Consider the following 12868-nt stretch of genomic DNA (forward strand, 5'->3'; position numbering starts at 1 on the left):
GGGGTTGCGCGGCGGGTGGTTACTCTGCTGACATTCCGGGTACGGCACTAGTAACGTGGAAAATTCGCAGGCCTAGGCTGAACGGGAGTGCAATCGTGGGACAGAACGGAATCTCCGCTGACGGAACGCACAAGGATGCCCCGGTACCGGCTGCCTGGACCGCCGGTGCCGTGGAACTCATCCTGATCCGGCACGGCGAGAGCCAGGGCAACGTGGCCGCCACCGACGCAACGGTTTCGGGCGCCGAGGTGATCGCGGTCCCGGCCCGTGATGCCGACGTCGAGCTTTCCTCCACTGGGCGGGAACAGGTGACGGCCCTGGGCCGCGCACTGGCGGCGGTTCCCGAGGACCGCCGGCCCGACGTCGTCATCTCCTCCCCGTACATGCGTGCCTACCAGACGGCGGAGATCGCCGTGGAGACGGCGGGCTGGCCCGTCCCCGTCCGCTCGGACGAGCGCCTCCGCGACCGCGAACTGGGCATCCTGGACATGCTCACTGCCTTTGGCGTGGAAACCCGGCTTCCGCAGGAGGCAGAACGACGGCGGTGGCTGGGCAAGTTCTACTACCGCCCGCCGGGCGGGGAATCCTGGGCGGACGTGGCACTCCGGCTTCGTTCCGTGATCGGGGAACTGAACGCGCTGGGCAGCGGCCACCGGGTGATGCTGGTCTGCCACGACGCCATCGTCATGCTGTTCCGCTACATCCTCGAAGGCATGTCCGAACGGGAGCTCCTGGACGTGGCGGCCAGCAATCCGGTCCTGAACGCCTCGATGACCCGTTATGTGCGGCCGGACGGCGTGGGCCCGTGGACGCTGGACAGTTTCAACGTGGCCGACCACCTGATGGAGCAGGGCGTTGAAGTGACGGAACACGCCGGGGACGCCAGTGTCCACCCGCGCTGAACCTGCCAGGGCGCCTGCCGCCGACAGTGCCGCCGGCGCGGCCGCCACCCTGATCACGCCGACGCTGCTGCGGAGCTGGCCGCTGCCCTCGGCCGGTTCCGACAAATACTCCCGCGGCGCGGTGCTGGTCATCGGCGGCGGCCGGCGCACTCCGGGTGCCGCACTGCTCGCCGGCACCGCCGCACTGCGCGCCGGAGCCGGCCGGGTGACCCTGGCCGTAGCGGAGTCAGTGGCCGTTCAGCTGGGGGTGACGCTGCCGGAGGCAGGGGTGATCGGGCTGCCCCAGTCCGCAGGCGGTTCCGTGGCCGATGCCGGGCTGGAAAACCTGCTCGCGGACTTCGATGCGGCCGATGCCGTCCTGATCGGCCCGGGACTGGACGACATCGAGCAGACCGAAGCCCTCCTCCGCGGCCTGCTGCGGCATGAGTCCTCCCGGGATCCGGGTGATGCTCCGACAGTTGTGCTTGACGCCTACGCCCTGGGCGCCCTCCCCCGGCTGCTCGACGAACTGGGCCCCTGGGCGGGGCGGCTGATCCTCACGCCGAACCCCACCGAGGCCGGGATCCTGCTGGGCCGGGACGCTGCGGACTTGGCGGCCGACGTCGTCGAGCTCGCCCGGAAGTACCGGGCGGTGGTGAGCTGCCAGGGCGTCATTGCCGGGCCTCCCGGCGTGGGAAACCCCGACGGCGGCGCACCCGGCACCGGCCCCCCCGGCGTCGACTTCCCGGACACCGGAGACCACTGGGAAATCACTACCGGATACGGCGGCCTGGGGACGTCCGGCAGCGGCGACATTCTGGCGGGTGCGATTGCCGGGCTCCGCGCGCGGGGCACCAGCGACGCCCAGGCCGCCTGCTGGGGCACGCACCTTCACGCCGCAGCAGGCGACAGGCTCGCCAGCCGGGTGGGCAGCCTGGGCTATCTGGCTCGGGAACTTGCCGAGGAACTGCCCCCGCTCATGATGGAGTTGTCCACCTAGCAGCGGCCAGCGCAACCGGCGGCTCACTTCATTGACTTCAGGATGGAGCGGAGGGACGCGGCGGCCTTGGCGGCTGCGGCCTGCGGCCCGGCCCGGCCCGCTGCAACGTCGCTGACGGCATTCGCTATGGGCAGTTCGTTCGTAGCAGCAGCGGCAAGGTCACCGTGGCCCGGGACAATCCCCCAGTGTTCCAGGTCCCCGGAGCCCTGCAGCACGGTGGAGAGAAGGTCTTTTCCGTAGACGCTGCCGAAACGCTCAGCCTTTCCCGCTGCCACGGGAATGGACATCCAGGCCTCCGCGTACTCGCCCGGATTTGCGGCGCTGCCGGAGCGCACGGGAACCCGCTCCTCCGGGGCGATTGCCAGCCAGTCGGCATAGCCGTCGGTCAGGAAGTACTCCACGAACCGGCGGGCAGGTTCGGTGTCCGAATCAGCTGTCACGGTCCACGAGATGACCTCGCCGAAGTGTGCCGGACGCTGCCCGTTGGGACCCTGGAGGCCGGCAACTACCCCCGTGTTCCGCGCCAGGAACAGCGGGTCTTTGCTGCATTCGGGGCAACTGGGCCGTGCGTCAACGCGGGTGCCGGCCAGTTCATCCAACATGTGCGTGGGCCAGATCGCCATGGCGGCCTTGCCGGCGAAGTACGCGGTCCGCACCGTATCAACATCCTGGACGCCGGGCCTGGAGTAGTCCCTGAGCAGGTCTCGGTAGAAGGCGAGCGCCGCCACGCACTGCGGGCTGCCGAACGTGATACGACCCTTGGCATCGACCATCTCGCAGCCGTTGCCCTGCGCAATGTGCTCAAAGGACTGCTGCGTGAAAGCCTGGCCGGTCTTGTTTGCCGCGACAATGCCCGCCAGCTCCGGGGAATTCAGCTTCCTGGCCGCGGCAACAATGTCCGCGTACGTCCGCGGCGCCTTCAATCCAGCCTCGGCGAAGATGTCCTTGCGGTAATAGATCAGCTGCTGCCAGGCGGAGCCGGGGACGGCCAGCTGCTGGCCGTCTTCGCGCGTCAGTTCGAGTGCGCGGGCGGTCCAGGTTTGTTCGCCGAGGCTCTGCACTATGTCCGCATTTGTCTTGTAGTTGATGTGGCCGGCCGCCGCCATGGTCCGGACCTGCCCCAGCGACAGGGAAGCCATCACGTCGGGAAGGTCTCCGGAGGCGGCCGAGGAGGTCAGCACCTGGTTGAAGCGGTGCGGGGGCACCCCCACAAGGTCAGCCTTGATGCCTGTGGCCGCGGTGAAATCCTCGATGACCACCCGAAGCTTGGCCATGCGGTCCGGAAGCGTCTCGGTGGTCCAGACCGTGATGTTGTGGTGGTCGGCGTCCAGGTTGGGTGCGGGTGGCTGCCCGTTGCCGGACGTGCACGACACCAGGAAGGCCGCCGCCAAGGACACCGCCGCTAGAACGCCCGCCCTGACGTGGCCTCTGGTCCTATTCACCTGGCGCTCCTGCCAAACGGTGCCGCAGTATGGGTGCACGGCGGGCAACGAACCCCCGCGCACAACTAGGAGACCTGTATTAAGAGCGTATCCAATTGCTGCCCGACTGTCAGCAGGGCGGGGCTTCCGCACCGCTCGGGGCGCAAATGAAGGGACGGCCCCCGCTCATTCCGCCGGAGGCCGTCCGCGAGAGGATCCGGATGCTGCTGCCGTGCGCTATCAGGGATTGAAGGCGTACGACGGCGGCCGGCCGGCTGTTTCGGCGGAGCCCGGCCGGCTGGGGCTCCTATTGCTTGCTCCGGGAGGGCGGGAGTATTTTAAGCGTGGGATTGAGCTCAAGCAGCAGGGCACCGATGCCCCCTTACCAGGAGCACGTCAATGACGACTATCTCCAACGCCCAACTGCCCGGCGAAGCGCAGCGTCCGTCCGGCGACCCCTTGTGGTGTTCCGAGTGCCAGACGGATGAGCACCTGATCGTCGAGTCGATCGAGGCCCTTCATCCCCCGCAGGACGGCTTAGTGGACGTGTCCTACACCTGCGTCGAGTGCGACCACTTCTATGCCCACCCGGCCGGCGTCCACGATGTCGCCGGTGTGCTGAACCGTCACGGCCAGGTGATGGGGGTGCTGCAATTCGGCGGCGAATACTTCCACTGCGGCGCGCCGATGACATCGGCCAGTTCGGGAACCAGCAGCATCTTCGGCTCGGAGCTCGGCCGGCACCGCACCATCCACGACGTGCATCTGCCCACCCGGCTGCTGCACTGCGTCTGCGGGTTCCAAATGGAGGTGCCGGACTGACAAGGACCGCAGGGAGCGGCGGCAGCCCGCCGTCGTACGGGCAACGAAGGTGAGGAGAACGGCAATGTCCATCTTGGCACGCGACATCATGACCGGTGGGGCAGAGTGCATCGGCGCCAACGAAACCCTGGAACAGGCGGCCAGGAAGATGAAAGACCTCGACGTTGGTTCCCTCCCGATCTGCGGTGAAGACAACCGGCTCAAGGGCATGCTGACCGACCGGGACATCGTGGTCCGCTGCCTGGCGGAAGGCGGCGACCCCAAGAGCACCAAGGCAGGCGATCTCGCCGAAGGCAAGCCCGTGACCATCGGCGCCGACGACACAGTCGAGGAAGCCATCAGGACCATGCAGCAGCACCAGGTGCGCAGGCTGCCGGTCATCGACGGCCACGACCTGATCGGAATGCTCAGCCAGGCCGACATTGCCAGGAACTATCCGGAGGACCGGGTGGGCGAACTAGTGGAGTTCATCTCCTACTGAGCGCCAGAGCGGGTGCCGGGCTGCCCATCGCCGGAACCGGGCTGCCCGTCGCCGCTGTCGGCAGGCTCGGTGTCGGCAGGCTCGGTGGGCGAGATCTGGGCGTCCGGGTACACCTGCTCGGGGCGGTCGCCGTAATAACGGGCGAGCCAGCGGCACAGCCCGTCGAGGCCGGGAAACAGCACACGTTCGGTGACGTTTGCCTGGTCCAGGTGGTTCCGGATGGCCCATTTCAACTCAGCCGGAAACACCACCTTGCGGTACAGCTCCGGATGCTCCGCCAGCCAGTCCGCCAGCGAAGCCTCCGGATCCGTCATGATCGAGAACACGGCGGACTGGTTGACGATCCGGTCATCCAGTGACGGAGGTTCAAAGAACAGCGGGACGCCGCCGCCGTCGTCGGACCTGTATTCATCGAAGCCTTCCAGCGACTCAGCCGCAGCGGAGAGGATTTCTGTGGTGAACAGGCCGTGGCCCAGCGGCTCCACATGGGTCCGCAGGCCCGACGGCAGCAGCTCGTGCGCCGCCACGTAGTCCACGCACCAAACCACACCGGGCCGCCCGTAGCCCCGGAGGTTCGAGGTGGCGAAGTGGAGTGCGACGTACGGGGAGAACGTCCAGTCGAGCAGGCGGGTTGGAAGTCCGTGGTGCTGCGCGACGCTCAGCCAGTTCCAGAGCGAATCGCCAGGCGTGGCATTCCGGTGGGCGTACTTCTTGAAGTTGCGCAGCAGGTGCTGCTCCAGGCCACCGGCGGCTTCAGCCTGCAGCCTGGCGAGGCCGGTCTCCAGCGGGTATTCGTCCGAGGAGAGGCCGCGGTAGGCGATGTTGATGCGGTACTTGGCCTCCGACGGCTGCCACTGGTCCTGGGTCAGGGCAAAGACCAGCTCCTGAAGATCTCCAACTTGGACTTCCTGTCCGTTTCCCACAGAACCGCCTTTTGGACTGGCGCCAACACAAGTTGCGCCGGGTACTTATCTTCAGATACTAATCATGCTTACTATATTCATGCCAGCATTGGACAACCGCAGGAGAATCTATGCGCAGAGTGTTTGCCACTTTCACCGCCGTACTTGCCCTTGCCGGTGCCGGACTTTTGCTCGCTGCACCGTCGTATGCAGGGCCATCCGTTACGAGCGCAACGGCGGCTGTCCACGCCGGGACAGTCCAAGCTGTCGCGGTCCAGACGGGCACGTCCGATGCGGCCGGAACGCCCGCGCCCACCGGAACGTCGTCCCCGTCCGCAACCCCGTCGGAGCCTCCGGCCAACCCAGGCACCGGAGAACCGGCCGAATCGGAAGCCAACCGCCTCAACTACGCCCCGTACGTCATCGCGGCGGTATTGATTGTCACCCTGATCGTCATCTTTGTCTGGCGACGCCGCCGCGGGAACAAAACCGTGGTCTAAGTGCCGCCGAGAACGGGCTTCCATAACAGGGCCACATCAGAGTAGCCGCTTCACCAGTTCCAATTGAGTAGCCGTTTCACCACTTCCAATTAAGGAGTAGGCGCCATGACCACCATGGACAGCGCGGCCGGTGCAAGGTCCCGGCTGCAAAGGGCCGCCCAGGCCGTCGGAGCAGTATTCCTGCTCGTCGGCATCCTCGGCTTCATTCCCGGCATCACCTCGAATTACCCGTCGCTGGGAATGGCCGGACCCGCCTCCGAAGCCATGCTTCTGGGCGTCTTCCAGGTATCCATCCTGCACAACATCGTCCACCTGCTCTTCGGCGTGGCCGGACTGCTCATGGCCCGGACGCCGGGACAGGCCAAGAGCTACCTGCTGTACGGCGGGGTCATATACCTGGTCCTCTGGCTGTATGGCCTGCTCATCGGCCACGACACCGCAGCAAACTTCGTTCCGGTCAATACAGCTGACAACTGGCTGCACTTCCTGCTGGGCGTCGGCATGATCGGACTGGCCCTGTTGCTCTCCCGCAACACCAGGAGGGTCCACGGTCCAGCCACGGGCCATTAATCTGTAAACCTTTTGCGGGGGTGCCGCAGGCGCTATCCTGATGCCGTCGGTTCTGTGAACCGCTCACGGTGTTGCCGGCACCCCCGCACCAAACGGGGCGTTGAAGCGCGATGCCGGGGAGTGGCAGAAAATGACCGCATATCAGCAACCAGCCAGCACCACCGCCACCGAGGCTCCTCGTGTGGTGCCCCGCCGAAAAGGCAACATGGTGGTCAAGTGGATCACCTCCACAGACCACAAGACCATCGGGTACATGTACCTGATCGCGTCCTTCGTTTTCTTCTGCCTCGGCGGCGTGATGGCTTTGATCATCCGCGCAGAGCTCTTCGAACCCGGCATGCAGATTCTGGTGACGAAGGAACAGTACAACCAGATGTTCACCATGCACGGCACGGTCATGCTGCTCATGTTCGCCACCCCGCTGTTCGCCGGCTTCACCAACGTGATCATGCCCCTGCAGATCGGTGCACCTGACGTCGCGTTCCCCCGGCTGAACGCGCTGGCCTTCTGGTTCTTCCTGTTCGGCTCCACCATCGCCGTGTCCGGCTTCATCACCCCGCAGGGATCGGCGTCCTTCGGCTGGACGGCGTACGCGCCGCTTAACAACACCACGTTTACACCGGGCATTGGCGGTGACCTCTGGGTCTTCGGCCTGGCACTGTCCGGCTTCGGCACGATCCTAGGCGCGGTCAACTTCATCACCACCATCATCTGCATGCGCGCCCCCGGCATGACCATGTGGCGCATGCCGATCTTCACCTGGAATACCTTCATCACCTCGGTGCTGGTGATCATGGCCTTCCCGCCACTGGCCGCCGCGCTGTTCGGTGTCGGCGCGGACCGCCGCTTCGGCGCCCACATCTACGACCCCGAGAATGGCGGGGCGTTGTTGTGGCAGCACCTGTTCTGGTTCTTCGGGCACCCCGAGGTGTACATCATCGCGCTGCCGTTCTTCGGCATCGTGTCCGAGATCTTCCCGGTCTTCAGCCGCAAGCCGATCTTCGGCTACAAGGGCCTGGTCTACGCGACCATCGCCATCGCCGCCCTGTCGGCCACGGTCTGGGCGCACCACATGTACGTCACCGGCTCCGTGCTGCTCCCGTTCTTTGCGCTCATGACCATGTTCATCGCGGTCCCCACCGGCGTGAAGTTCTTCAACTGGATCGGGACCCTGTGGGGCGGTTCGCTGACATTCGAGACCCCCATGCTGTGGAGCATCGGCTTCCTCATCACGTTCCTCTTCGGCGGCCTGACCGGCATCATCCTGGCCTCCCCGCCGCTGGACTTCCACGTCTCCGACTCCTACTTCGTGGTGGCACACTTCCACTACGTGGTCTTCGGCACCGTGGTGTTCGCGATGTTCGCCGGCTTCTACTTCTGGTGGCCGAAGTGGACGGGCAAGATGCTCAACGAGCGCCTCGGCAAGATCCACTTCTGGATGCTGCTCGTGGGCTTCCACGCCACGTTCCTGATCCAGCACTGGCTAGGCGTTGAAGGCATGCCCCGCCGCTACGCGGACTACATGCCGCAGGACAACTTCGAGGCCATGAACCAGTTCTCCACCATTGGCTCGTTCCTGCTGGGGGCCTCGCTGATTCCGTTCTTCTGGAACGTTTTCATCACCGCCCGGAGCCGGGAAAAGGTGGAAGTCGACGATCCCTGGGGCTTCGGTGCCTCGCTGGAATGGGCCACGTCCTGCCCGCCGCCGCGGCACAACTTCACGTCCCTGCCGCGCATCCGCTCCGAACGCCCCGCCCTGGACCTGCACCATCCCGAGCTGCGCGTTCGCGAACACGACGCCGTGCACTCCCCGGTGGCTGACGCTCTGGGTGCTGCAGACATCGGCGAGCGCGACGTGAAGAACCCGAATCCGGACGTCTGATCCGGCGGCTCCTGGCACTCAGGCCCGGCCGCTGCCGCAGGCACCTTCCGGCACAGACTGAGGCCCCGGACTCCTTGGGGAATCCGGGGCCTCGCTGTGTTCAGTTCAAGTAGCTGTGCAGTTCAGCAAGGTGTGCAGTCCAGCTAACTTATGAACCGCTCAAGCAGCCGCAGCGACCGGGAAGCGGCGCGCTCGGGCGCCCGTACCGCCGTCGGCCGGGGCCAGGACGCGGACGTTGCATTCGGACTGCTGCGGATCAATGGAACGCGGCAGGTGGTGCGTTTTGGAGCATTCCCGCAACTGTTCCAGCGCGACGGGTTCGACACGGGCGTGGCTGACATCGACGACGAGCTGCAGGCCCTGACGGAGGTGGTTGGCGCGCTTCATAACGACGTAAAGAGCTTGGATGCTTTGGGCGGTTACATGTCCCTGGGCGGCGGCCTGAGCCTCACCGCAGTCAAGGTCCACGCGGACCAGTACCTTGAGCTTCTGGTTCAAAACTTCTCCCCTCATGCTTGGCCGCGACGCTGCGACCGGATCTAACCCTAGCCTGCATGTGACTCAGGTAACAGGAAAATCCCGAATGTTGCGGAATTGGGACATTTCCCTGCTGCTCGGCATGCGGTTGGCGACGCGCATTTGGGCCCGGGACACGAAAATGGCCCGGCGATGCGGGAATCCCCGCATCGCCGGACCATGTGCGCGTCCTCAGGTATTTTGTGCGTCCCCAGCTAGTTTCCGCGTCCCCAGGTATTTTGCGTGTCCTCACCGCCATCCTCACGCGTTCGACGACGACGGCGGACGGCCGGCGGGCAGCCTAACTGCGGGTCGGGTCGGGGCGCAGTGGCTCGGGCCCGGGGTCCGGCACCGGAAGCGGGCCGGGCGGCTCGGGCGTGGGAACAGGGTTCGGCGGTGCGGGACGGGACGGGTCCGGCCGCATCGGATCCGGTCCGGGCTCCGGCGGAAACGGCTCCGGTTCATGCACTGGCGGGATGGTCATGCTTCCCCCTCGAAGGCTCGTGTGGGTTCATATTGCTGACGCGAGTTCAGGATACGCCCGGCGCCTGAACGGGGACAGGGCCTTGGCTTGCGGGCGGAGAGCGTCAAAAAGCCAACCTCTCCCCCGGTAGCGAACGGCAGCCCAAATGTCGGAGCGGCTCTATATATTGAGGAAATGACCCACACTCCGCTGCAGCAACCCGCAAGCTCCTCCGCCGCTGCCCCGCCCCGGCCGCCCGTCGCCAAGAGGGTGCCGGCCGAGCGAACGCATCACGGGGATACCTTCCTGGACCAGTATGAGTGGCTGCGGGACAAGGAGTCCGAGGAAGTCGTGGCGCACCTGAAGGCAGAGAACGCCTACCAGGAAGCCCTGACGGCCCACCAGGAACCGCTGCGCGAGGCCATCTTCCAGGAGATCAAAAGCAGGACCAAAGAGACAGACCTGTCCGTTCCCAACCGCAAGGACAGCTGGTGGTACTTCAGCCGGTCTGTCGAGGGCAAGGAGTACGGCATCCAGTGCCGGGTCCGCGCCCGAAACACAGGCAATCCCGTGGCGGAGTGGACGCCGCCGGCTGTGGAGGCCGGCGTCGAGATCCCCGGTGAGGAAGTCCTGCTGGACGGCAACGTCGAGGCCGAAGGCAAGCCGTTCTTCTCCGTGGGCGGCACCGCAGTCACCATCGACGGAAACCTTTACGCCTACGCCGTGGACAACTCCGGCGACGAACGGTTCACCCTGCGGATCAAGGACCTGCGAACCGGCGAACTGCTGCCGGACATCATCGAGAACGTCTTCTACGGGGTTTCCTTCTCCCCGGACGGCACCCGCATCTTCTACACCGTGGTGGATGATTCCTGGCGGCCGTACCAGGTCAAGTCCCACGTCCTGGGAACCCCCGTCACCGACGATGAGGTGATTTACCAGGAGGATGACGCCGCCATGTGGCTGGGCTTTGAGCTCTCCTCGGACCGGCGTCACCTCGTGCTCGGCATCGGCTGCTCCGAGTACAGCGAAACGCGCCTGCTGCGCTTTGACGACCCCGCGGGCGGCCTGTCCACCGTCATCTCCCGCAACGAGCGCGTGCTTTACGAGGCCGAACCCTTCCTGCTTGAGGGCCCGGACGGGCAGAAAACCGAACGCATCCTGATCACCCACAACCGCAACGCCGTGAACTCGATGGTCTCGCTGGTGGACCCGGCCGAGCTGTCCAAGCCGCTGGCCGAACAGCACTGGAGCACCGTCGTCGAGCATTCCGACGACGTCAGGGTCAACGGGGCGGGGGTCACCGCCACCCACCTGGTGGTCTCGATCCGGAAGGACACCATCGAGCGGGTCCAGGTGAGGCCCCTGTCCGGGCTGGGCACCGCCGCCCAGCAGGCTCCGGTGGAGCCTGCATTCGATGAGGAGCTGTACACCTCGGGGGTGGGCGGCTCCGACTACGAAGCTCCCGTCATCCGGCTTGGCTACACGTCCTATTTCACGCCGTCGCGGGTGTACGACTTCGTCCTGCCCACGCCGGAGCGGCCGGCCGGCGAACTGCTGCTGCGCAAGGAAAGCCCGGTGCTCGGCGGCTACGACGGCTCCGACTACGTGGCCACCCGGGAGTGGGCCGACGCCGCCGACGGCACCCGGATCCCCCTGTCGGTGCTGCGGCACAAAGCCGTCAAGCAGGACTCGACGGCGGCCGGGCTGGTTTATGGCTACGGCTCGTATGAGCTGAGCATGGACCCGGGCTTCGGCATCGCCCGGCTTTCCCTGCTGGACCGCGGAGTTGTGTTCGTCATCGCCCACATCCGCGGAGGCGGCGAACTCGGCCGGCACTGGTACGAGGACGGCAAGAAGCTCAGCAAGAAAAACACGTTCACAGACTTCATTGCGGCCACAGACTGGCTGGCGCAGTCCGGCTGGGTGGCACCGGACCGGATCGCCGCGCTGGGCGGATCCGCGGGCGGCCTGCTTATGGGCGCGGTGGCCAACCTCGCCCCGGAGAAGTACACCGCCATCGTGGCGCAGGTTCCGTTCGTTGATCCCCTCACCAGCATCCTGGACCCCGAGCTGCCGTTGTCGGCCCTCGAGTGGGAGGAATGGGGCAACCCGATCACCGATCCCGCGGTGTATGAGTACATGAAGTCGTACACGCCGTACGAGAATGTCCGCGAGGTTGCCTACCCGAAGATCGCGGCGGTGACGTCCTTCAACGACACCCGCGTGCTCTACGTGGAGCCGGCCAAGTGGGTGCAGGAACTGCGGAACAAGACCACGGGCAGCGAGCCGATCGTCATGAAGATTGAGATGGACGGTGGCCACGGCGGGGCTTCGGGCCGCTATGTGCAGTGGCGCGAGCGGGCCTGGGATTACGGCTTCATTGCGGACTCGCTAGGGGCCACGGAGCTGCTGCCCGGCGCCGGGCTCAAATAGCCCATCCGTTGCTCCGGAAGTGCCCTTTTGAACCCTGAGAAGGGCATCTTCGGAGCAATGGAGGGGTTTTGTGGGGTTCCCGCCTGCGCTGAGGTGTTTTCAGGAAATAGTAATCCTGCTTACTATTGACGGGCATACGGGCTCGGTGCACCTGTCCGCTGGGGGCGGGGAATCCGACGCCGGAACTGGAGCCTAGCGTGAGCAATGAACAGGGATTGACCCCGCTTTCCGACGACGAACTCAATGCGCAGGCGGGCACCGCCCTGCCGGACAAGGAAGTCGCGTCCGTACTCGACCTCAACGCGGACCTCGACTTGGGCATCAGCGCCGCCGCGCCGATCGACCTCGCCGTGGCGGCCAATGCCAACGTCGCAGCGCCGATTGACGCGGCGGCCTCCGCCAACATCCTGTCCTTTGGGTCGGAGTCGCAGGCCCTCGCCGACCAGGGCGTCATCATCGACCAGGGAATTACGGCGGATGCCACGGCGGACTCCGTGCAGGACAGCACCATCACCCAAGGATCCGGTGTTGACGGCGGGAATGCTGACGGCGGAAATGTCGACGGCGCGACGCCGGGCAGCACCTCGACTGGCGTCATCGACGGCGGCGCTTCCGACAACACCTCGGACAGCCTCATCGACGGCGGCACGCTGCCCGATGGCACGGTTCCCGACGGCACCCTTCCGGACGGAACCCTTCCCGACGGCACGGGTGTCGGCTCCCTACCCGTCGATCCGGCCGATGCCCTCGACGGGGACCTGCTCAACGTCAACGTAGATCTCGCGGCCGACGCCGACATCGCCGCACCCATCAACGGCGCCGTGGCTGCGAACGCCAACGTTGCCGCGCCCATCGACGCCGCAGTTGCAGCCAACATCGGCTCGATCGACAGCGATGCCTTCGCCGTGGCCCAGCAGGACGCCATCATCACGCAGGACATCGACGGCGAGGCAACCGCATCGGCAGATCAGCAGTCCGATCTGCAGCAGTAGTT

Annotated in this window: 12 protein-coding genes; 10 read left to right on the plus strand and 2 right to left on the minus strand. The window is 65.9% G+C overall.

Going from position 1 to position 12868, the window contains the following annotated elements:
* The first annotated feature begins 95 nt into the window (after positions 1 to 95).
* Together ACTHQX_RS12875 and ACTHQX_RS12880 are read left to right on the plus strand one after the other, a co-directional pair.
* Complete coding sequence (locus ACTHQX_RS12875) at positions 96 to 902, plus strand: histidine phosphatase family protein (protein WP_440157781.1); 807 nt, start codon at positions 96 to 98, stop codon at positions 900 to 902.
* Positions 886 to 1881 carry an ADP-dependent NAD(P)H-hydrate dehydratase gene (locus ACTHQX_RS12880; RefSeq protein ID WP_440174599.1) on the plus strand — a complete coding sequence of 332 codons (996 nt, stop codon included), beginning with the start codon at positions 886 to 888 and terminating at the stop codon, positions 1879 to 1881. Before ACTHQX_RS12875 ends, ACTHQX_RS12880 begins: the two co-directional genes overlap by 17 nt.
* A gap of 23 nt (positions 1882 to 1904) precedes the next feature.
* Here ACTHQX_RS12880 and ACTHQX_RS12885 read toward each other — a convergent pair whose 3' ends face one another.
* Complete coding sequence (locus ACTHQX_RS12885) at positions 1905 to 3323, minus strand: ABC transporter substrate-binding protein (RefSeq protein WP_440157780.1); 1419 nt, start codon at positions 3321 to 3323, stop codon at positions 1905 to 1907.
* 378 nt (positions 3324 to 3701) lie between these two features.
* On the opposite strand from ACTHQX_RS12885, the gene ACTHQX_RS12890 reads away from it, so the two are divergent.
* Together ACTHQX_RS12890 and ACTHQX_RS12895 are read left to right on the plus strand one after the other, a co-directional pair.
* The gene (locus ACTHQX_RS12890) at positions 3702 to 4124 is read left to right on the plus strand and encodes a hypothetical protein (RefSeq protein WP_236804954.1); all 423 of its coding nucleotides are present in this window, start codon (positions 3702 to 3704) and stop codon (positions 4122 to 4124) included.
* A gap of 64 nt (positions 4125 to 4188) precedes the next feature.
* Positions 4189 to 4605, plus strand: coding sequence for a CBS domain-containing protein (locus tag ACTHQX_RS12895; RefSeq protein ID WP_236804955.1), 417 nt, complete (start codon positions 4189 to 4191; stop codon positions 4603 to 4605).
* On the opposite strand, the gene ACTHQX_RS12900 is transcribed toward ACTHQX_RS12895, so the two are convergent.
* Positions 4599 to 5528 carry an FRG domain-containing protein gene (locus ACTHQX_RS12900; RefSeq protein WP_236804956.1) on the minus strand — a complete coding sequence of 310 codons (930 nt, stop codon included), beginning with the start codon at positions 5526 to 5528 and terminating at the stop codon, positions 4599 to 4601. The two genes, ACTHQX_RS12895 and ACTHQX_RS12900, sit on opposite strands and share 7 nt — an antisense overlap.
* A 110-nt stretch (positions 5529 to 5638) precedes the next feature.
* Between ACTHQX_RS12900 and ACTHQX_RS12905 the strand changes: the two genes are divergently transcribed.
* From ACTHQX_RS12905 to ACTHQX_RS12930, 6 genes are all read left to right on the plus strand, one after another.
* Positions 5639 to 6007, plus strand: coding sequence for a LuxR family transcriptional regulator (locus ACTHQX_RS12905; RefSeq protein WP_236804957.1), 369 nt, complete (start codon positions 5639 to 5641; stop codon positions 6005 to 6007).
* A gap of 105 nt (positions 6008 to 6112) precedes the next feature.
* On the plus strand, positions 6113 to 6577 hold the full coding sequence (locus ACTHQX_RS12910; RefSeq protein ID WP_236804958.1) for a DUF4383 domain-containing protein: 465 nt from the start codon (positions 6113 to 6115) through the stop codon (positions 6575 to 6577).
* Between the two features lie 130 nt (positions 6578 to 6707).
* Positions 6708 to 8459, plus strand: a complete 1752-nt coding sequence (gene ctaD, locus ACTHQX_RS12915; RefSeq protein WP_236804959.1) for an aa3-type cytochrome oxidase subunit I — start codon at positions 6708 to 6710, stop codon at positions 8457 to 8459.
* A gap of 150 nt (positions 8460 to 8609) precedes the next feature.
* The gene (locus tag ACTHQX_RS12920) at positions 8610 to 9002 is read left to right on the plus strand and encodes a hypothetical protein (RefSeq protein WP_440157779.1); all 393 of its coding nucleotides are present in this window, start codon (positions 8610 to 8612) and stop codon (positions 9000 to 9002) included.
* A gap of 631 nt (positions 9003 to 9633) precedes the next feature.
* The gene (locus tag ACTHQX_RS12925; RefSeq protein ID WP_440157778.1) at positions 9634 to 11874 is read left to right on the plus strand and encodes a S9 family peptidase; all 2241 of its coding nucleotides are present in this window, start codon (positions 9634 to 9636) and stop codon (positions 11872 to 11874) included.
* Between the two features lie 197 nt (positions 11875 to 12071).
* A complete protein-coding gene (locus tag ACTHQX_RS12930; RefSeq protein ID WP_440157777.1) occupies positions 12072 to 12866 on the plus strand; it encodes a peptidoglycan-binding protein in 795 nt (264 codons plus the stop codon).
* The last annotated feature ends 2 nt before the right edge of the window (positions 12867 to 12868 follow it).

The sequence above is a fragment of the Arthrobacter sp. SAFR-023 genome (assembly GCF_051965295.1).
In the GTDB taxonomy this organism is placed as follows: Bacteria; Actinomycetota; Actinomycetes; order Actinomycetales; family Micrococcaceae; genus Arthrobacter.

Coding starts and splice junctions, on each gene's coding strand:
- ACTHQX_RS12890 (WP_236804954.1), top strand. CDS start 3,702: ATGACGACTATCTCCAACGCCCAACTGCCCGGCGAAGCGCAGCGTCCG.
- ACTHQX_RS12895 (WP_236804955.1), top strand. CDS start 4,189: ATGTCCATCTTGGCACGCGACATCATGACCGGTGGGGCAGAGTGCATC.
- ACTHQX_RS12905 (WP_236804957.1), top strand. CDS start 5,639: ATGCGCAGAGTGTTTGCCACTTTCACCGCCGTACTTGCCCTTGCCGGT.
- ACTHQX_RS12910 (WP_236804958.1), top strand. CDS start 6,113: ATGACCACCATGGACAGCGCGGCCGGTGCAAGGTCCCGGCTGCAAAGG.
- ctaD (WP_236804959.1), top strand. CDS start 6,708: ATGACCGCATATCAGCAACCAGCCAGCACCACCGCCACCGAGGCTCCT.
- ACTHQX_RS12920 (WP_440157779.1), top strand. CDS start 8,610: ATGAACCGCTCAAGCAGCCGCAGCGACCGGGAAGCGGCGCGCTCGGGC.
- ACTHQX_RS12925 (WP_440157778.1), top strand. CDS start 9,634: ATGACCCACACTCCGCTGCAGCAACCCGCAAGCTCCTCCGCCGCTGCC.